This is a genomic window from Streptomyces sp. NPDC001513 (assembly GCF_042894695.1).
In the GTDB taxonomy this organism is placed as follows: Bacteria; Actinomycetota; Actinomycetes; order Streptomycetales; family Streptomycetaceae; genus Streptomyces.
This window is the reverse complement of the sequence record NZ_JBIAVU010000015.1, coordinates 50677-68197: the sequence shown is the minus strand read 5'-3', so window position 1 is coordinate 68197 and position 17521 is coordinate 50677. Positions and strand designations below refer to the sequence as shown.

At 72.1% G+C, this 17521-nt stretch carries 19 protein-coding genes; 13 read left to right on the top strand and 6 right to left on the bottom strand.

What is annotated here, in order from left to right; translation table 11 throughout:
• Nucleotides 1-27 precede the first annotated feature (27 nt).
• Nucleotides 28-2166, top strand: a complete 2139-nt coding sequence (locus ACFYZ4_RS30380) for a primosomal protein N' (RefSeq protein WP_390785349.1) — start codon at nt 28-30, stop codon at nt 2164-2166.
• Nucleotides 2167-2296: 130 nt separating this feature from the next.
• Here the strand turns inward: ACFYZ4_RS30380 and ACFYZ4_RS30375 are convergent, their stop codons facing one another.
• Entirely contained in the window at nt 2297-2845 is a 549-nt protein-coding gene (locus tag ACFYZ4_RS30375) for a hypothetical protein (protein ID WP_351304736.1), read from the bottom strand.
• Nucleotides 2846-3151: 306 nt separating this feature from the next.
• On the opposite strand from ACFYZ4_RS30375, the gene fmt reads away from it, so the two are divergent.
• From fmt to ACFYZ4_RS30320, 11 genes are all read left to right on the top strand, one after another.
• Entirely contained in the window at nt 3152-4096 is a 945-nt protein-coding gene (gene fmt / locus ACFYZ4_RS30370; RefSeq protein WP_390785348.1) for a methionyl-tRNA formyltransferase, read from the top strand.
• 189 nt (nt 4097-4285) lie between these two features.
• Entirely contained in the window at nt 4286-5746 is a 1461-nt protein-coding gene (locus tag ACFYZ4_RS30365) for an RsmB/NOP family class I SAM-dependent RNA methyltransferase (protein WP_384349706.1), read from the top strand.
• A gap of 185 nt (nt 5747-5931) precedes the next feature.
• Complete coding sequence (locus ACFYZ4_RS30360; protein ID WP_390785347.1) at nt 5932-6330, top strand: hypothetical protein; 399 nt, start codon at nt 5932-5934, stop codon at nt 6328-6330.
• A 7-nt stretch (nt 6331-6337) separates the two neighbouring features.
• Nucleotides 6338-8173, top strand: a complete 1836-nt coding sequence (locus ACFYZ4_RS30355; RefSeq protein ID WP_390785346.1) for an alpha/beta hydrolase — start codon at nt 6338-6340, stop codon at nt 8171-8173.
• A 116-nt stretch (nt 8174-8289) separates the two neighbouring features.
• A complete protein-coding gene (locus ACFYZ4_RS30350) occupies nt 8290-9141 on the top strand; it encodes a hypothetical protein (protein ID WP_390785345.1) in 852 nt (283 codons plus the stop codon).
• 17 nt (nt 9142-9158) lie between these two features.
• A complete protein-coding gene (locus tag ACFYZ4_RS30345; protein ID WP_351297059.1) occupies nt 9159-9683 on the top strand; it encodes a hypothetical protein in 525 nt (174 codons plus the stop codon).
• A gap of 92 nt (nt 9684-9775) precedes the next feature.
• Nucleotides 9776-10462: a ribulose-phosphate 3-epimerase gene (rpe, locus tag ACFYZ4_RS30340; protein WP_351297062.1), complete on the top strand. Its 687-nt coding sequence runs from the start codon at nt 9776-9778 to the stop codon at nt 10460-10462.
• Between the two features lie 105 nt (nt 10463-10567).
• Entirely contained in the window at nt 10568-11617 is a 1050-nt protein-coding gene (locus ACFYZ4_RS30335; RefSeq protein ID WP_319721175.1) for a sugar-binding domain-containing protein, read from the top strand.
• Nucleotides 11618-11720: 103 nt separating this feature from the next.
• Nucleotides 11721-11942: a CarD family transcriptional regulator gene (locus tag ACFYZ4_RS30330; RefSeq protein WP_030012151.1), complete on the top strand. Its 222-nt coding sequence runs from the start codon at nt 11721-11723 to the stop codon at nt 11940-11942.
• Between the two features lie 49 nt (nt 11943-11991).
• On the top strand, nt 11992-12450 hold the full coding sequence (locus ACFYZ4_RS30325) for a ribonuclease domain-containing protein (RefSeq protein ID WP_390785344.1): 459 nt from the start codon (nt 11992-11994) through the stop codon (nt 12448-12450).
• The gene (locus ACFYZ4_RS30320) at nt 12447-12872 is read left to right on the top strand and encodes a barstar family protein (protein WP_390785343.1); all 426 of its coding nucleotides are present in this window, start codon (nt 12447-12449) and stop codon (nt 12870-12872) included. The genes ACFYZ4_RS30325 and ACFYZ4_RS30320 overlap by 4 nt, the downstream gene beginning before the upstream one ends.
• An 84-nt stretch (nt 12873-12956) precedes the next feature.
• Here ACFYZ4_RS30320 and ACFYZ4_RS30315 read toward each other — a convergent pair whose 3' ends face one another.
• The 5 genes from ACFYZ4_RS30315 to ACFYZ4_RS30295 all read right to left on the bottom strand — a co-directional run bounded on the left by ACFYZ4_RS30315 (nt 12957) and on the right by ACFYZ4_RS30295 (nt 16397).
• A complete protein-coding gene (locus ACFYZ4_RS30315) occupies nt 12957-13427 on the bottom strand; it encodes a group II truncated hemoglobin (protein WP_351297071.1) in 471 nt (156 codons plus the stop codon).
• 2 nt (nt 13428-13429) lie between these two features.
• Entirely contained in the window at nt 13430-13753 is a 324-nt protein-coding gene (locus ACFYZ4_RS30310; protein ID WP_030706380.1) for an antibiotic biosynthesis monooxygenase, read from the bottom strand.
• A 73-nt stretch (nt 13754-13826) separates the two neighbouring features.
• The gene (locus ACFYZ4_RS30305; protein WP_390785342.1) at nt 13827-14336 is read right to left on the bottom strand and encodes a hypothetical protein; all 510 of its coding nucleotides are present in this window, start codon (nt 14334-14336) and stop codon (nt 13827-13829) included.
• Between the two features lie 55 nt (nt 14337-14391).
• Complete coding sequence (locus tag ACFYZ4_RS30300; protein ID WP_351297079.1) at nt 14392-16128, bottom strand: FAD-dependent oxidoreductase; 1737 nt, start codon at nt 16126-16128, stop codon at nt 14392-14394.
• On the bottom strand, nt 16125-16397 hold the full coding sequence (locus tag ACFYZ4_RS30295; RefSeq protein WP_384348985.1) for a UBP-type zinc finger domain-containing protein: 273 nt from the start codon (nt 16395-16397) through the stop codon (nt 16125-16127). The genes ACFYZ4_RS30300 and ACFYZ4_RS30295 overlap by 4 nt, the downstream gene beginning before the upstream one ends.
• Before the next feature lie 281 nt (nt 16398-16678).
• Here ACFYZ4_RS30295 and ACFYZ4_RS30290 point away from each other — a divergent pair, with 281 nt between their 5' ends.
• The gene (locus tag ACFYZ4_RS30290; RefSeq protein ID WP_351297082.1) at nt 16679-17503 is read left to right on the top strand and encodes a type 1 glutamine amidotransferase domain-containing protein; all 825 of its coding nucleotides are present in this window, start codon (nt 16679-16681) and stop codon (nt 17501-17503) included.
• Nucleotides 17504-17521 lie beyond the last annotated feature (18 nt).

Here is a 17521-nt window from a genome sequence, read left to right as displayed (position 1 = left end):
CGGACCTTCTGGTCCGGGGCCGAACGCATGCCGTGGCTGTCAGTGGGGTTTGGTAAGAATGCTGATGTGAGCAGCGCGAACGATTCCCAGCCGGAGCAGCTCGCGCTGATCCGGGAGATGGTCGCCGAGGCGAAGGCCAAGGCGCCCAAGGCGAAGCCGCGCACCTGGCGGGGGGCCGCCCTGGCCGAGGAGCTGCCCGTCGCCCGGGTCCTCGTGAACAAGGGCGTGCTCCACCTCGACCGGACCTTCGACTACGCCGTGCCCGCCGAGCTCTCCGAGGCCGCCCAGCCCGGCGTCCGGGTCCGGGTCCGCTTCGGTGCCGGCTCCCACCAGGTGCACGGCGGCCGCCGCGAGGGCGGCGGCCTCATCGACGGCTTCATCGTGGAGCGCCGCGCCGAGTCCGACTACAACGGAGCCCTCGCCGCCCTCGCCCACGTGGTCTCGCCCGAGGTGGTGCTCAGCCCCGGCATGCTGGCCCTCGCCCGGGCCGTCGCCGACCGCTACGCTGGCAGCCTCGCCGACGTCCTCCAGCTCGCCCTGCCCGCGCGGAGCGCCCGCGCCGAGGCCAAGCCCTCTCCGGAGCCGCTGCCCCCGCCCGCCGCGCCCGAGCCCGGCGGCTGGGAGCGGTACGGCGCCGGGCCCGCCTTCCTGGGGGCCCTGGCCACCGGCGCCGCCCCGCGCGCCGTGTGGACCGCCCTGCCCGGCCCCGGCTGGGCCGACGAACTCGCCCGCGCCATGGCCGCCACCCTCGCCTCCGGGCGCGGCGCCCTCGCCGTGGTCCCCGACGGGCGCACCGCCGCCCGGGTGGACCGGGCGCTGACCGCCCTGCTCGGCGAGGGACGGCACGCGCTGCTGACCGCCGAGTCCGGGCCCGAGAAGCGCTACCGCCAGTGGCTCGCCGTGAACCGGGGCTCGGTGCGCGCCGTCGTCGGGACCCGGGCGGCGATGTTCGCCCCCGTACGGGACCTCGGACTGGTCGCCGTCTGGGACGACGGCGACTCCAGCCACAGCGACGACAACGCCCCCTTCCCGCACGTCCGGGAGGTGCTGGAACTGCGCGCGGTCAGCGAAGGCTGCGCCTTCCTCGCCGGGAGCACGAGCTGCACCGTGGAGGCCGCACAGCTGGTCGAGTCGGGATGGGCGCGGCCGCTGGTCGCCGGCCGCGAGACGGTACGGGCCTGCGCTCCCCGGATCCGGACCGTGGGCGACGAACTGCTCGCCCGCGACGAGGCGGCCCGCGCCGCGCGACTGCCGAGCCTGGCGTGGGAGACCGTACGGGAGGGGCTGAAGACCGGGCCCGTGCTCGTCCAGGTGCCGCGCCGGGGCTACGTCCCGCGGCTGGCGTGCGAGCGGTGCCGGACCCCCGCCCGCTGCACGGTCTGCGCGGGCCCCCTGGAGGCCCCCGACGAGCGGGACCTGCAGTGCGGGTGGTGCGGGCGCGCCGAGCCGTCCTGGCACTGCGAGGAGTGCGGCTCGTTCCGGCTGCGCGCCCAGGTGGTCGGCGCCCGGCGGACGGCCGAGGAGCTGGGCCGGGTCTTCCCGGCCGTGCCCGTACGGACCTCGGGGCGCGACCACGTGCTCGACGAGGTGCCGGACCGGCCGGCGCTGGTGGTGTGCACGCCGGGCGCCGAGCCGGTGGCGGCCGGCGCCGGGTACGCGGCCGCACTGCTGCTCGACGGCTGGGCCATGCTGAGCCGGCCCGACCTGCGGGCCGGTGAGGACGCGCTGCGGCGGTGGATCACGGCCGCCTCGCTGGTCCGGGGCGACGGGCAGGTCGTGGTGGTCGCCGAGCCGACGCTGCGGCCGGTCCAGGCGCTCGTCCGGTGGGACCCGGTGGGCCACGCCGTACGGGAGCTCGCGGAGCGGGCCCAGCTCGGCTTCCCGCCGGTCTCGCGGATGGCGGCCGTGGCCGGGCGGGGCGAGGCGGTGGAGGCCTTCCTGGCGGGTGCCGGGCTGCCGCCGGACGCGGAGATCCTGGGCCCGGTCCCGATACCAGGGCGGCGCGGGGAGCGGTCCCCGGGCGAGCGGGCGCTGGTCCGGGTCCCGCCGGGCAGTGGCGCGGCCCTGGCGGCCGCCCTGAAATCCGCCCAGGCGGCCCGGATGGCGCGGGGCGTCACGGCGGCCGAAGCGGTGCGGGTCCGGATCGACCCGCCGGACATCGGCTGACCGGGCGGGCAGCGGACGCCGAAGCCCCCGGCGGGAGACGCGTGGGTCGTCCCGCCGGGGGCGGATTCAGGCGCGGCGAGCGGCGGCGGCCGGCCGTCGGGGGTCGGCGTCCCGGCGGCAGGACACGAGGTCAGCCGTTGCGCGGACCGGGGAACGCGGGGGAGCGCGGGGCCTCCCCGAGGCTCCGGCCGGGGCTCCCCCCGGCCGCGGCCTGGGCCTCCTCGCGCACCGGCTGCGGCGGCACCGAACGGGCGGCCGGCACGGTGGGCAACGGCCCCAGCGTCCGGGTGGTCGTGCCCTCGGCCAGCGGCTCCGCGGACTCGGCGGACTGCGCCCGCCGGGCGCCGTAGCGGCGGTGCACGGCCTGCTTGGTGACGCCGAGCGCCGAACCGACCGCGTCCCACGAGAAACCGAGCGAGCGGTCGAAGTCCACCGCGGCGGTGACCAGCGTCTCGACGCTGTCCCGCAGCTCCTGCGCGAGGCGGACGGTGGGCGCGGGGGCCCGGCCGTAGACGACGAAGCCCGTGGAGGGACCGGAGCGGCGCGGGCGGTACACGTTGCCGAGCTGGGCGGTGAGCGTACGCAGGGCATCCACTTGCCGGCGAACCCGCTCGATGTCCCGTACCAGGAGGTGCAGGCTGGCCCGGGCTTGGGCGTCGTGGGTGGCGTGGTCGGCCATGAAGAAGCCTCTCGAACCGGTGCTGAAGGGCGGATCGGGCCGCAGACACCGTTCACACGCGGCCCGTTTTGGTCAATCTCTCTTGACCAACGCGCCACCCGTCGCCCAGGTCACGCTGTGGGGGCGTGTCGGCATATGCGAGAGGCGCGCGCGTGTGCGTACGCCCCCTCGACGGCGCAGGTGGGTCTGGGGAGTGTCCTGCCGAGCGCCGGGCGGAGCGGAGCCTGGCGACCTTCGGACTGCCCCCGGGCGCCCGCCCCATAGACTGGTGCGCTGCTGACAGCCGAGATAGCGAGGTAGGACCCAGTGAAGCTCGTCTTCGCAGGCACCCCCGAGGTCGCCGTACCCGCCCTGGACGCCCTGATCGCCTCCGGGCGGCACGAGGTCGCCGCCGTCGTCACCCGGCCCGACGCACCGGCCGGCCGCGGCCGCCGGCTCGTCGCCAGCCCGGTCGCCGAGCGCGCCGAGGAAGCCGGCATCGAGGTCCTCAAGCCCGCACGCCCCCGCGACCCCGACTTCCAGGCCCGGCTGCGGGAGATCGCCCCGGACTGCTGCCCAGTCGTCGCCTATGGGGCCCTGCTCCCCAAGAGCGCCCTCGACATCCCGAAGCACGGATGGGTCAACCTGCACTTCTCGCTGCTGCCCGCCTGGCGCGGCGCCGCGCCCGTCCAGCACTCGATCATGGCGGGCGACCAGGTCACCGGCGCGTCCACCTTCCTCATCGAGGAGGGCCTGGACTCCGGCCCGGTCTACGGCATCCTCACCGAGGAGATCCGCCCGACCGACACCAGCGGCGACCTGCTCACCCGGCTGGCCTTCGCCGGCTCCGGACTGCTGGCCGCCACCATGGACGGCATCGAGGACGGCACCCTGCGCGCCGTCGCGCAGCCCCACGACGGGCTCTCCCTCGCACCCAAGATCACCGTGGAGGACGCCCGGATCGACTGGACGGCCCCCGCGATGCGCGCCGACCGCGTGGTGCGCGGCTGCACGCCCGCCCCGGGCGCCTGGACCGTCTTCCGCGGCGAGCGGCTCAAGCTGATCTCGCTGGGCCTGGTGGCCGACCGCACCGACCTGGCGCCCGGCGAGCTGGCCCCGGCCAAGAACAACGTCCACGTGGGCACCGGCTCGCACGCCGTGGAGCTGCTGTGGGTGCAGCCCCAGGGCAAGAAGCCGATGCGCGCCGCCGACTGGGCCCGCGGGGTGCGGATCGCGCCCGGCGAGCGGCTCGGCGGGGCCGACGTAGGCTGAATCCAGCCGAGCGGAATCCGGCCGCGCCGTCGCCCCGACGGCGCGGGACCCGGGACCCGGGACCCGGGACCGTACGGACCGCCGACCCGCCGGGGCAGCGCCCGCCGCCCCTGCACTTCATCACCGCAGCACCTCGACACCGCAGCACCTCATGACCGCAGCACCTCGTAAACCCGGAGCACCTTTCACGTGAGCGAACAGCCCCGTCCCCGTCGCAACCCCGCAGGCCAGCGGCAGGCCAAGCCGTACCGGCGGCCCCAGAAGGACCCCGTCCGGATGCTGGCCTTCGAGGTGCTGCGGGCGGTGGGCGAGCGCGACGCCTACGCGAACCTCGTCCTGCCGCCGCTGCTGAAGAAGGCCCGCCAGGACGAGAGCTTCCAGGCCCGCGACGCGGCCCTGGCCACCGAACTGGTCTACGGGACCCTGCGTCGGCAGGGCACCTACGACGCCGTCATCAAGGCGTGCATCGACCGGCCGCTGCGCGAGGTGGACCCGCCGGTGCTCGACGTGCTCTCGCTCGGCGCGCACCAGCTGCTCGGCACCCGGATCCCCACGCACGCGGCGGTCTCCGCGAGCGTCGAGCTGGCCCGCGTGGTGCTCGGGGACGGGCGCGCCAAGTTCGTGAACGCCGTGCTGCGGAAGATCGCCGCGCACGATCTCGACGGCTGGCTGGAGCGGGTCGCACCGCCGTACGAGGACGACGCCGAGGAACACCTCGCGGTGTACCACTCGCACCCCAGGTGGATCGTCAGCGCCCTGTGGGACGCGCTGGGCGGCGGCCGCGCCGGCATCGAGGACCTGCTGGAGGCCGACAACGAGCGGCCCGAGGTGACCCTGGTCGCCCGTCCCGGCCGGTCCACCCCGCAGGAACTGCTGGACGCGGTCGGCGAGGACTCGGCCCTGCCCGGGCGCTGGTCCCCGTACGCCGTCCGGATGGCCGAGGGCGGCGAGCCCGGCGCGCTGGAGGCGGTGCGCGAGGGCCGCGCCGGCGTGCAGGACGAGGGCAGCCAGCTGGTGGCGATGGCCCTGGCGGCCGTGCCTGTCGAGGGCAGCGACGAGCGCTGGCTCGACGGCTGCGCGGGCCCCGGCGGCAAGGCGGCGCTGCTGGCCGCGCTCGCCGCGCAGCGCGGCGCCTTCCTGCTCGCCTCGGAGAAGCAGCCCCACCGGGCGCGGCTCGTGGAGCGCGCCCTCGCGGGCAACCCGGGCCCCTACCAGGTCATCACGGCGGACGGCACCCGGCCGCCGTGGCGGCCGGGCTCCTTCGACCGCGTCCTGATGGACGTCCCCTGCACGGGCCTGGGCGCGCTCCGCCGCCGCCCGGAGGCCCGCTGGCGCCGCCGCCCGCAGGACCTGGAGAGCTTCGCGCCGCTCCAGCGCGGACTGCTGCGCGAAGCGCTGTCGGCGGTGCGGGTGGGCGGCGTCGTGGGCTACGCGACCTGCTCGCCGCACCTGGCCGAGACCCGGGTCGTCGTGGACGACGTCCTGAAGGGGCGCGGCGCGGGCGCCTCGCCGGTGTCCGCCGAACTGATCGACGCGCGGCCGTTCATGTCGGGCGTACCGGGCCTGGGCGACGGCCCCGACGTCCAGCTGTGGCCCCACCTGCACGGAACGGACGCGATGTACCTGGCCCTGCTGCGGCGCACGGCGTAGGGCCGGGCCCCGGTCCCGTGCCCGTGCCCGTGCCCGTCTAGGTACGGGTACTCATGAGCTGTGCTGCGGTGCGAGGTAGCGTTCCCGGCTGGTGATCAACACGAACGGTCGGGGGCTGCGCGCGCATGGCGTGGGACGAGTGGGAACAGATCAAATCCGGTCCGGGCGACGGGCAGCACGTCGCCATGAGGCTCAATCACGTGCCGGCCGATCCCGGTACCGGCGGCCCGAGCGCCGTGACGGGCGGCCTCCAGTCCAGCAAGAAGGCGTGGAGCACGGCCGGTGAGGGCGTGGGATCCCTCCGCCCGACGATCGGCACCGCGCTCACCAAGCTCGCGGCCGGGCAGAGCGGAATCGGCTCGACCGCCGGGTGTCTGAGCGCGGCCGCGCAGAAGGACGTGTACGACTCCTGGAAGAAGTACGCCGAGAGCGTCAGCGAGCGGTGCGGCGCGCTCCAGGGAGTCCTGAACCAGGTGGGCCGCGACGTGTTGACGACCGACGAGGGCGTCCGGGCGGAGATGGACCGGCTGAACCCCACGTACGCGGACACGAACGCCGTCGGCGGCCAGGCCAAGGGCCGGTGACGGCGCGATGGACTACGCGACCCTGAAGGCCTTCAAGCCGTCCGAGTTCGAGGAGGCGGCCGACGGCTACCGCACCATGGGCAACTCGGCCCAGGCGGCCAGGGAGCACCTCGAGAACGCGGTCGCCACGGGCATGCGCAAGTCGCTGACGGGCGAGGCGGTGGAGGCCGCGCAGAAGCAGCTCCAGGCCCTGGCGAAGAACTTCCACTACACGCAGACCGAATGCGGTGTGATCAGCACCGCGCTCAACGGGTTCGCCTACGACATGGCGGCCGCCAAGCGGAAGCTGGAGGCGGCGATCGCGGACGCGCAGGCGGACGGCTGCAGGGTGAACGACGACGGCTCGGTCGCGTTCCCCGCCGGACAGAAGCCGGGCGCCGAGAAGGCCACCGAGGGCGGCACCGTGACCGGGAGCGCGGGCGGGACCGAGACCTCCGACGCCCTGGAGCGCCAGGCGGCGAACATCCACCCGAACCCGAACTACGGCAAGGCGATGGCGTACGCGAACCGCATCGCCGACGCGCTCAAGGAAGCCACCGAAGCCGACGCCAAGTGGGAGCCGAAGATACGGGCCCTCAAGGCCGACGACGACCTGACCGTGTCCGGCAGTGACTGGACGGACGTCACGGCGGACACGGACGGCGTGCGCGGGGCGGCCGATGCCTACCTCCACACGATCAAGCCACCGCCAAAGAACGACTGGCCCCAGGACAACGCCAACTGGTGGAACGGCCTCACCGAGGAACAGCGCGAGACCTACGTCTCGATGCACCCCGCGAGCATCGGAGCGCTCGACGGCCTTCCCTCCGCCGTACGCGACGACGCGAACCGCATCGTCCTGGCGGAACAGCGCGGCGCCAAGCAGGTGGAGTACGACGCCTGGCTCAAGAAGGAGCCGGAGCACTACAGGCCCTACATCAGCCCCATCACGGGCCGTGAGGTGAAGGGCGCGATGGTCCCGACGGAGGCGTGGAAGGAGTGGGAGGAGAAGAGGAAGGAGATCGAGAACGGCTCCAAGGGCATGGACGACATACAGAAACGTTTCGACAGCAATACGAGCGAGAGCAACCGCCTCTATCTCCTCGGCTTCGACGGCAAGGACATGGGGCGCGCCATCGTCTCGATCGGCAACCCGGACACCGCCGACAACGTGGTGACGTACGTGCCCGGGACGTTCGCCGAACTGAAGTCCATCGGCGGAGACATGGACCGGGCCGTGGCGCTCCAGGCCGAGGCGGAGCGCCAGGATCCCGCCCACGCGACGGCATCGATCGTATGGCTCGGTTACGACGCTCCGCAGGGCATCACGACCGAGGCGACGGAGACCAAGTGGGCGGACAACGCCAGGGAGCCGCTCGGCAATTTCATCCAGGGGATCGAGGAATCCAACCACCGCGAGAGCGGCGTGAACCAGACGCTCCTCGGACACAGCTACGGGTCCCTGGTGGTGGGCGAGACGATGAGCATGCACGTGGACCTGCCGGTCGACAACGCGATCATGGTGGGCAGTCCGGGCGTGGGAGTGGACCATGCGAAGGAGCTGAACATCTCACCGGACCGGGTTTTCGCGGCGACGGCCGACCACGACCTCATCAACATCGCCCCGCCGCCGGCAGGGCCCTTGGCCCCCCTCAACCCGAAGGCGTACATGGAGCTCTTCGACGACCACTCGATCGTCCACGGAACCGACCCGACCACCGACGACTTCGGGGGCCAGGTCTTTGAGGTCCCCGACGGGAAGTGGCCGGGCGAGGGCTTGGAAATGATGCCCGCGCACTCCCAGTACTGGGACAGGCAGCCCCTAGGCAGCCTGGCGAAGATCGTTACCGGAGGACGGCCGTGAATCTACGGAAGGCAATCCCGGCTGCTGCACTGCTGGCCATGGCGATCATGGCGACCGCGTGCGGCGCGCAGGGGGGCGGACAGAAAACCGGCGGAACGGCACAGAAGCAGGGCACGATGAACGAGCAGCAGGCCATCGACCGGGCAGAGGAGATCATCCACCAGGCGGTGGAAGGCATGTCCCCCCAGCCGACGCTGGAGCGCATGGGCCACGCGCCCGTCGGCGCCTGCATCGCCAGAGACGACCACGGCCCCGACGACCGCGTGGCGGTCACTGTCATCTACAAACTGACGGGTGTTCCGGGGGTCGAGGCCCAGAACCTCGTGCGGCAGGCACGCGACGCCTGGTTGAAGCAGGGCTACAAGGACAACGCGTCGGGCGAGGTCGACTGGTCCAGCTCCTTTCCGTCGGTCTACATGCGTACCGGTCCCGACGACTTCTGGATGGACGCGGTGACCGGTGTCATGGACCGCGCCAAGGGTGAGGGTGTCGCTTCTCTGAAGGTGTCATCGCCCTGCTTCCTCCCGCCGGGCAAGAGCAAGGCCTCGGGGGTGACCCCGGCCAGTCCTGCCGCGTTCGAGGCCCCGTCGGCCGACGATCCCGCCACGCGCCGGGCCCTCGCCCACTCCAGCCGGATCTACGACGCGCTGCAGGTCGGATCGGCGCCCACGCAGCCCGGAGAGGGCCTCGGCACGGTCCGGGACGAGTCGGGTGCCTCGGTCCATCACGCCTGGTCGACCGAGCTGCTGCCGGAGGGCGAGAGGGCGGCTGCCGTGGCGCGCGCGCAGACGTTCTTCCAGAGCGCGGGATGGACCGTGCGCCGCGTACCGGCGGTCGAGGGCACCCCGGCCGTCGTCGCCGGCCACCCCGGAGATCGCACGGTTGCCCAGGTCGCGGCTTCGACCACCGGAGCGGTGCGCGTAGCGGTGACGACACCCGCCACCGGCCCGGCATCCGCGGACGCATGACAGCCGGCGGCCCCCGCATGAAACCGCTGAGCGCGTTCTCGGCCGCTGCGGTGCTCGCGCTGACGCTCACCGTGACCGCGTGCGGGGGAGGGCCGGCGAAGCAGGTCACGATGACCGAGCAGCAGGCCGTCGACCGGGCGGAAGGGATCATCCGGCAGGCGGTGGACGCCATGTCCCCCCTGCCGACACCGGAGCGTACGGGCCCCGCGACCGTCGGCGCCTGCATCGCCAAGGACGACAGCAGCGGTGACGACCGGCTGCAGGTAACCCTTTTCTACAAGCTCACCGGGGTCCCCGGGACCGAGGCCGGGAACCTCGTGCTGCAGGCGCGGGACGCCTGGCTGAAGCAGGGCTACGAGTACCACTCCTCGGACGAGGCGGACATGTCCGGGCCCTTCCCCTGGGTCAGCATGCGCACGGAGCCCGATGACTTCTGGATGGAGGGCATCACGGGAGTCCTGGACCGGAGCAAGGGCGAGGGCCTCGCCACTCTCAAGGTGACGTCGCCCTGCTTCCTGCCGCCGGGCCTTAAGGGAGGGTGAAGCGTCGTCCGGGATCGGTTAAGCGTCGCTACGGTTGTTTCGACTTGCGGGGTCGTGGCCGGAACCGGCCGCTGGCATGGCAGGCTTGGGGCATGGCCGCGCAGATTTATCCCAGCATCCTGTCCGCCGACTTCTCCCGACTCGCCGAGGAGGCGAGGGCCGTCGAGGGGGCCGACTGGCTGCATGTCGACGTCATGGACAACCATTTCGTCCCGAACCTCACCCTCGGCATGCCCGTCGTGGAGTCCCTGAGCCGGGCCACGGACATCCCGCTGGACCTTCACCTGATGATCGAGAACCCGGACCGCTGGGCCCCGCAGTACGTGGAGGCCGGTGCGGGTTCGGTCACCTTCCACGCCGAGGCCGCGGCGGCGCCCGTGCGCCTCGCGCGGGAGATCCGGGCCAAGGGGGCGCGGGCGTCGATGGCGCTCAAGCCCGCGACGCCCATCGAACAGTACGAGGACCTCCTCCCCGAGCTCGACATGCTGCTGATCATGACGGTCGAGCCCGGCTTCGGAGGCCAGCCCTTTCTCGACATCATGCTCCCCAAGATCCGCCGGACCCGGGAGCTGATCTCCAAGCACGGCCTGGAGCTGTGGCTGCAGGTCGACGGCGGGGTCTCGGCCTCGACCATCGAACGCTGTGCCGAGGCCGGCGCCGACGTCTTCGTGGCGGGCAGCGCGGTCTACGGCGCGGTCGATCCGGCCGCCGCCGTGCGCACGCTGCGTGACCAGGCGGGTGCGGCGATCGCCGCGGCGCCGTGGGCTTGCGACCACTGAGCCAAGGGTTGATGAACAGCTCGGTGAACGGGAGCTGTCCAGGCTGATCAACGGCCGTCGGATCTGACAGGATGAACGGCGAGTCGAGAGTGTGAACACGAGAGTGTGAACAGCAGTGAGGAGAACGCGGTGTCTGCAATGTCGGCGGGACGGTCAGCCCTGCGGATGGGACCCGCGGAGCTGGTGCAGGCGGCGGCCATGGCGCGCCGTTTCTACCTGGAGGGCAAGTCCAAGATCCAGATCGCCGAGGAGTTCGGCGTGAGCCGCTTCAAGGTGGCCCGGGTCCTGGAGACCGCCCTGGAGCGTGACCTCGTACGGATCGAGATCCGGGTACCGGCCGAACTCGACGCGGAGCGCTCGGACGCGCTCAGGGCCCGGTACGGGCTCCGGCACGCCGTCGTGGTGGAGTCGCCCGCCGACGCCACCGAGGACGCGCCCGACCCGGAGAACCTGGGCGCCGTCGCCGCCGATCTGCTGGGCGAACTGGTCAACGAGGGCGACGTCCTGGGCCTGGCGTGGGGGCGGTCGACCATCCACATGGCCGCTTCCCTGCACCGGCTGCCCCAGTGCACCGTGGTCCAGCTGACCGGCGTGTACGACGCGGGCACCGCCGAGCGCGGTTCGGTCGAGGCCGTGCGCAGGGCCGCCCAGGTCTCGGGGGGCGACGCGCACCCGATCTACGCCCCGATGCTGCTGCCCGACCCGGCGACCGCGGCCGCGCTGCGCAACCAGACCGGGATCGCGCGTGCCTTCGAGTACTTCGACAAGGTGACCGTCGCGGCCGTCTCCATCGGGTCGTGGGAGACGGGCATCTCCACCGTCCACGACATGCTCACCGACGAGGAGCGGGCCCACTACGCCTCGCTCGGCGTCGCGGCCGAGATGTCCGCCCACCTGTTCGACTCCGAGGGCCGGCGGGTCGGCCGGGACCTCGGCGAGCGGTGCATCACCGTCGAGGCGGACCGGCTGCGGCGGATCCCGGAGGTCGTGGCGATCGCGGGCGGGCTGCGCAAGGCCTCCGCGATCGGGGCGGTGCTCCGCTCCGGTCTGGTGACCAGTCTGGTCACGGACACGGCCGTCGCCGACTACCTGCTGACCGAGTCGGCCCCCGGGCTGCGGCCCGCGCTGGAGCGGGCCGACCCCGACGACCTGTAGCGGCGGATCGGCGCCCCTCGCGCGGTGGCCGGTGCGGATGGTGCCGGAATTGAGATCCGAACGGCGGACCGCGCGGCGGCCCGCTGGGCGCATACTGGTTCCAATGACAAAGTCAGCAGTACCTCGCCGCCATTTGCCGTCCAGCCCGTTCAAGGCCCCCGTGGAACAGCCCATCCGGCAGTTCAACGTGGGTGACCGGGTCACTCACGATGAGCACGGCCTCGGCCGTGTCGTCGGAATCGAGGAGGGGATCGCTGTTCTCGTCGACTTCGGTTCGGTCCAGAAGCGAATCCTGAGTCCCTACACCAAGATGGCCGCACTCTGAGGCCACCGGGCGATTCGCGAGCGAATCGGATATTTGGCACGATCGGTGCATGATCTTTCGGAACGTGCCCCGATCGTTGCTGCGTTTGCTGGGGGCCGTGTTCCTCTGTGCCGCGCTGGTCGGCGCGGTGGGCTGTGGCGGGCAGCAGCCCGCGCCCGCCGCCGCCAGCGCCAGTGCCAGTGCGCGCGGGGCCAGTCCCGGCAGTAGTACCGCTCCCGCGTGGGCGAAGGGGATGGCCGCCGTACGGGCCGACGCGCTGCCGCAGCAGGCCCGGGACGTGCTCGCGCTCATCGACAAGGGCGGGCCGTATCAGTACCGGCAGGACGGCACCGTCTTCGGGAACTTCGAGAAGGTCCTGCCGAAGCAGAAGCGCGGCTACTACCACGAGTTCACGGTGCGGACCCCGGGGGAGCGGGACCGCGGGGCCCGGCGGATCGTGACGGGTGAGGGTGGGGAGTTCTTCTACACGGACGACCACTACGACACCTTCAAGGCGGTTCTCCGATGAGCCTGGACCCGCAGCCGCTCGCCCCCGCGCTCGCGGCGGCGGATGCCGCCGGCTGGACGACCGTACGGCTGGACCTGGACGGCGTACGGGGCAAGGCGGAGCTGATGCGGCGGTGCGGGGTCGCCTTGCGGCTGCCGGAGTGGGTCGGCGGGAACTGGGACGCGCTGGCCGACGCGATGCGGGACCTGTCGTGGCTGCCGGGGGCCGCGGGGCGGCTGGTGGCGGTGACGTCGTGGCGCGGGTACGCGGAGGCGCGGGCCGGGGAGTGGGAGACCTTCGTGGACGTGCTGGAGGAGGCCGTGGATTTCTGGCGGGAGCAGGAGGGTGAGCCGGGGCTCACCGTGCTGCTGGCCGAGGCCGGGCCCGGGCCGGCCGCCGGGGCTCCGCTGCGGACCCCGCGTCTGAAGCGCCGGCGAGGCTGAAAGATCGGGGCTCCGCCCCGGACCCCGCTCCTCAAACGCCGGAGGGGCTGGATTGGGCGGAGCCCCGGTTCTTTCAGGTGGGACTCAGTCCGACTTCGGGATCCACGGTGGGGTCTGGCCCCAGGACCAGACCGGGATCTTGGCCGCGTCGACCGGGGGCGGGGTGGGGCCCGAGTAGATCAGGGCCATGCGGGTGCCCCACTCGATGTAGTAGGCGAAGACTCCGCGGAACTCGGGGTCCGTCGGGAGGCCGACCTCGTCGGCCGTGTCCATCAGCAGGTCCACCCAGCGGCGGCGCTGCTTCTCCGTGATTCCGCGGCCCAGGTGCTTGGTGGCCATGTGCTGGTGGCCGCCGTGGTGGGCGGTGTAGTCCGAGGGGCCGCCGAAGACCTCCGACAGCCAGATCGCGACGTGCTGCGGGTGCTCCGAGTCCATGCCGGCGAACACCGGGGCCAGGATCTCGTCCTGCAGGGCGTGGGCGTAGAAGGCGTCGGTGAGACGGTTCATCGCCTCCGCGCCGCCCATCCACTCGTAGATGGTGGGTGTGGTGCTCATGGCTATCCGGCGGCCTTTCCCGTGCCCACGACGCCCGTCACGAGGTAGTGCTGCATCTCCTCGATGGCCGTCACGTACGGACGGATCGCGCTGAAGAACGCCGGGAAGTGCTCGCCCTTGCGGAATCCGCCCAGGTGGGCCTCGATCGAGGTCCAGCGGATGCGCAGGATGTAGCGCTCCTTCTCCTCCTCGCACCGGGCCAGTTCGTAGTCGATGCACTCGGGTGACGCGGCCAGGGCCTCGGCGGCCCGGGCGTACGCGTCCTCGAAGGCAGGCTGGTCGTCCAATGCGATCCGGTAGCGGATGTATTCGACGGTGGTGGTCATGGGTGCGTGCCTCTCGCTGGTTGGTGGTCTCGGCCAGCCTTACGCGATCATGCGCCGGATTGGGCCCGATCGGTCATTCGGACCCGGACTTCCTGGAGTCGGTCTCGCCGGAGACGTCCGGGCCCTGCTCACGGACCTGGCGGACCTTGTCCAGGGAGTCGCGCAGTTCCGTCAGCCAGGTGTCGGTGTTGCGTCCGACGAGGCGGACGCACCAGGCCAGGGCGTCGGCCCGGCTGCGGGCGACCCCGCCCGCGACCAGGGTGTCGAGGACCTGGCGTTCGGACTGGCGCAGGCGGGTCATCACCGGGACGGCGAGGTGGGTGAAGAGCGTCGTCTCCTCACCCACCCGCACGCCCCAGGCGACCTTGCGGCGGTAGAGGGACTCGGCCTCGCGGGCCACCTCGATGCGCTGTTCGCGGGTGCGTTCGCGGAACTCCTTGACCGACTCGGTCCCCGGTATGACGCCGACGACCGTGATCTCCTCGCGGTCGGCCGTGACCGAGAGGAGGGACTCGTAGACGTCCACCGGCAGGCGTTCGGCGAACCACGCGCGGAGCTGTTCGCTCTGTTCGACTGTAATCATGTAATCAACGTTGCATCCGATACCGCCTTGATCGCAAGGACTCGGACGTTCGCTCTCAGCCCATCGAGCGGTAGCGGTGGATCAGGGAGACGGCCATCGCGCCCTCGCCCACGCCCGAGGCGACCCGCTTGACCGAGTGGGCGCGGACGTCGCCGGCCGCGAAGACGCCGGGGACGCTCGTCTCCAGCGGGTAGGGGGCCCGCTCCAGGCTCCACTCGGCCGGGAGTTCCCCGCCGTTCGCGATCAGGTCCGAGCCGGTGAGGACGAAGCCGTACTCGTCCCGTTCGACGACGCCGGCGAGCCAGTCGGTGTGCGGGCGGGCGCCGATGAAGGTGAACATGAACCGGGCCGGGACCTCGGTGTTCTCGCCGGTGTCCGCGTCGTGGAGGGTCAGCCGTTCCAGGTGCTCGTCGCCGTCGAGGCGGACCACCGTCGTACGGACCTTCACCTCGATGTTCGGGGTGCGGTCGATCTCGTCGATCAGGTAGCGGGACATGCTCGCGTCCAGGGAGGCCGCGCGGACCAGGATCGTCACCCGGGCGGCGTACTTGGCGAAGTGCACCGCCGCCTGGCCCGCCGAGTTGGCCCCGCCCACGATGTACACGTGCTGGGAGATGCAGGCGGAGCTCTCGGTGGTGGCCGCGCCGTAGTAGAGGCCCGCGCCCTCGAAGCGGTCCGCGCCCGGGGCCTCCAGGCGGTTGTACGAGACGCCGGTGGCCAGCAGCACCGTCTCCGCGCTGATCTCGGTGCCGTCCGCCAGGGTCAGGATCTTCGCCGGGTCGTCCCGGGTCAGCGAGACCACCTCCACCGGGTGCAGGATCTCGGCGCCGAACCGGGAGGCCTGGATCGTGGCCCGGCGGGTCAGGTCGCCTCCCGAGAGGCCCGACGGGAAGCCGAGGTAGTTCTCGATCAGGCTGGAGGTGCCGGCCTGCCCGCCCGGGGCCCGGGAGTCCAGCATCAGCGTGGAGAGGCCCTCCGAAGCCGAGTAGACCCCGGCCGCCAGGCCCGCCGGGCCCGCGCCGACGATGACGCACTCGTAGTGCGGGCGCGAGGCCGTCGTGGCCAGGCCCAGGCGCTGGGCGAGCTGGGTGTCGGTGGGGGCGGAGAGCACCGTTCCGTCCGGGAAGCGGACCAGCGGCAGCGCGCCGTCGGGCTGGGCCGCGATCAGCGTCAGCGCCTCGGGGTCCCGTTCGACGTTGAGGAAGCGGAACGGCTGGCCGTTGCGGGTGAAGAAGTCCCGGACGGCGTGGGTGCCGGGGGAGACCAGATGGCCGGCGACGATGATGCCGTCGTACGCGGGGCGGTAGGTGGCCAGCCAGTCGGACAGCAGGTCGTCCAGGACCGGGAAGAGCCGCTCGTGCGGCGGGTCCCACGGCTTGAGCAGGTAGTAGTCCAGCCGGACCCGGTTGATGGCGGTGATCGCCGCGTCGGTCTCCGCGTACGCCGTCAGGAGCACGCGGCGGGCGTCCGGGAAGCGGCTGACCGCCTCCAGCAGGAACTCGACGCCGGTGACGTCGGGCATCCGCTGGTCCACGAGGAACAGCGCCGGGTCGTGGCCGCGCTCGTCGAGGGAGTCCAGGATCTTCAGGGCGTCGGCCGCCGAGGAGGCGCCGAGCACTCGGTAACGGTCGCCGTAGGCGCTGCGCAGGTCGCGGCGGACGGCGCGCAGCACCTGCGGGTCGTCGTCCACGGCCAGGATGACCGGCTTCTTGTGCTCCGCGCGCTCGGCGGCGGCCGCCGCGGCGGCCGCGCTCACCGCGGGGGCGGCGGAGCTCTCCGGGGCCGCGCTCATGCCGGGTCCAGCATCAGCTGGTCGGCGTAGCACCAGGCCCAGTCCTCGCCGGGCTCGTGGGAGGCGGCTATGGCGTGCTCGGTGGTCCGGTAGTGCCGGGTGGCGTGACGGTTCCTCGACGAGTCGCAGCATCCGACGTGCCCGCAGCTGAGGCACATCCGCAGGTGCACCCAGGTGTCACCGGCGGCGAGGCACTCCTCGCAGCCGGCGGCGGTGGGTTTCACCGGACGTATCTGATCGATGTGTGTGCACAACAGGTCCATCGTCATCGTCCCCGTCCCTCTCTCGTGCTCGTTCACCAACACGGCCCGCGCGCCCGTGTTTCACGGCGCGTCCAGACCATAGGGCGGGGACCCGGTAATGGTTCATCGAATCGGCCGAAGTCAGGTAGTCCTGAAGCTACTTCATGATGTCCGCGGGTGACTTCCTGAGGTGCCGACACGACCTGGGCCGCTACCTCACGAAGTCGCATACCAGCGCTTTGACGCACGCCCCGGGCGCGGCCAGTGTGGGGGACGCCAACGACAACAGGCGGCGCCTGGAGGAATTCGTGAGCAGAAAGATTCTGGTCATTGTCTCCGAACACGGTTACTGGGCCGAGGAACTGATAGGCCCCGTATCGAAGTTCGACGAGCGGGGCTACGAGGTCGTATTCGCCACGCCGACCGGGAAGCGTGCACACGCTCTTCCGCCGAGCCTCGACGCGAACTACATCGACCCCCCGCTGGGACGCTCGGTCACCACCGAGGAGAACGCCCGGCTGGGGCGGGAGTTCGAGCAGTCGAGCCGGCTGGACTCGCCGCTCGACATCGAGGCGTGGGTCCCCGAGCGTCCGTACACGAGCGACGAGGGCTACCTGCGCAAGCTGGAGCAGTACCACCGGGATCTGGACAAGCTCGACGCCGACATCGCGGACCACGACGCGATCCTCATCGTCGGCGGCAGCGGCCCGATCGCGGACCTCGCCAACAACGAGCGCGTGCACGCCCTGATCCTGGCCTTCAAGAAGGCCGGCAAGGTCGTGGCCGCGGAGTGCTACGGGGTCGCCTGCCTGGCCTTCGCCCGGGACTGGAGCGACCGCAGGAGCATCATCTGGGGCAAGCACGTGACCGGCCACTGCAAGGAGTACGACTACAAGGACGGCACCGGATTCCTCGGTACCGACTTCAACATGGGGCCCCCGCCGTACCCGCTGGAGTACATCCTGCGCGATGCGACGGGTCCGCGCGGCGCGTATCACGGGAACTTCGGCAAGCCGGTCTCGGTGATCGTCGACTTCCCCTTCGTCACCGGACGTTCCACCCCCGACTCGTATCTCACGGGGCAGAAGATCGTGGAAGTCCTGGAGGACGGTCTCACCCGATACGGCTGGTGATCCCGGCGGCCGCGGAGA

Excerpts from the sequence above, each read along its gene's own strand:
- rpe (WP_351297062.1), top strand. The coding sequence starts at position 9,776 with ATGGCCGCGCAGATTTATCCCAGCATCCTGTCCGCCGACTTCTCCCGA.
- ACFYZ4_RS30355 (WP_390785346.1), top strand. The coding sequence starts at position 6,338 with ATGGACTACGCGACCCTGAAGGCCTTCAAGCCGTCCGAGTTCGAGGAG.
- ACFYZ4_RS30325 (WP_390785344.1), top strand. The coding sequence starts at position 11,992 with ATGATCTTTCGGAACGTGCCCCGATCGTTGCTGCGTTTGCTGGGGGCC.
- ACFYZ4_RS30300 (WP_351297079.1), bottom strand. The coding sequence starts at position 16,128 with ATGAGCGCGGCCCCGGAGAGCTCCGCCGCCCCCGCGGTGAGCGCGGCC.
- ACFYZ4_RS30380 (WP_390785349.1), top strand. The coding sequence starts at position 28 with ATGCCGTGGCTGTCAGTGGGGTTTGGTAAGAATGCTGATGTGAGCAGC.
- ACFYZ4_RS30360 (WP_390785347.1), top strand. The coding sequence starts at position 5,932 with ATGAGGCTCAATCACGTGCCGGCCGATCCCGGTACCGGCGGCCCGAGC.
- ACFYZ4_RS30345 (WP_351297059.1), top strand. The coding sequence starts at position 9,159 with ATGAAACCGCTGAGCGCGTTCTCGGCCGCTGCGGTGCTCGCGCTGACG.
- ACFYZ4_RS30315 (WP_351297071.1), bottom strand. The coding sequence starts at position 13,427 with ATGAGCACCACACCCACCATCTACGAGTGGATGGGCGGCGCGGAGGCG.
- ACFYZ4_RS30330 (WP_030012151.1), top strand. The coding sequence starts at position 11,721 with ATGACAAAGTCAGCAGTACCTCGCCGCCATTTGCCGTCCAGCCCGTTC.
- ACFYZ4_RS30320 (WP_390785343.1), top strand. The coding sequence starts at position 12,447 with ATGAGCCTGGACCCGCAGCCGCTCGCCCCCGCGCTCGCGGCGGCGGAT.
- ACFYZ4_RS30295 (WP_384348985.1), bottom strand. The coding sequence starts at position 16,397 with ATGACGATGGACCTGTTGTGCACACACATCGATCAGATACGTCCGGTG.
- ACFYZ4_RS30305 (WP_390785342.1), bottom strand. The coding sequence starts at position 14,336 with ATGATTACAGTCGAACAGAGCGAACAGCTCCGCGCGTGGTTCGCCGAA.
- ACFYZ4_RS30310 (WP_030706380.1), bottom strand. The coding sequence starts at position 13,753 with ATGACCACCACCGTCGAATACATCCGCTACCGGATCGCATTGGACGAC.
- ACFYZ4_RS30350 (WP_390785345.1), top strand. The coding sequence starts at position 8,290 with ATGAACGAGCAGCAGGCCATCGACCGGGCAGAGGAGATCATCCACCAG.
- ACFYZ4_RS30375 (WP_351304736.1), bottom strand. The coding sequence starts at position 2,845 with ATGGCCGACCACGCCACCCACGACGCCCAAGCCCGGGCCAGCCTGCAC.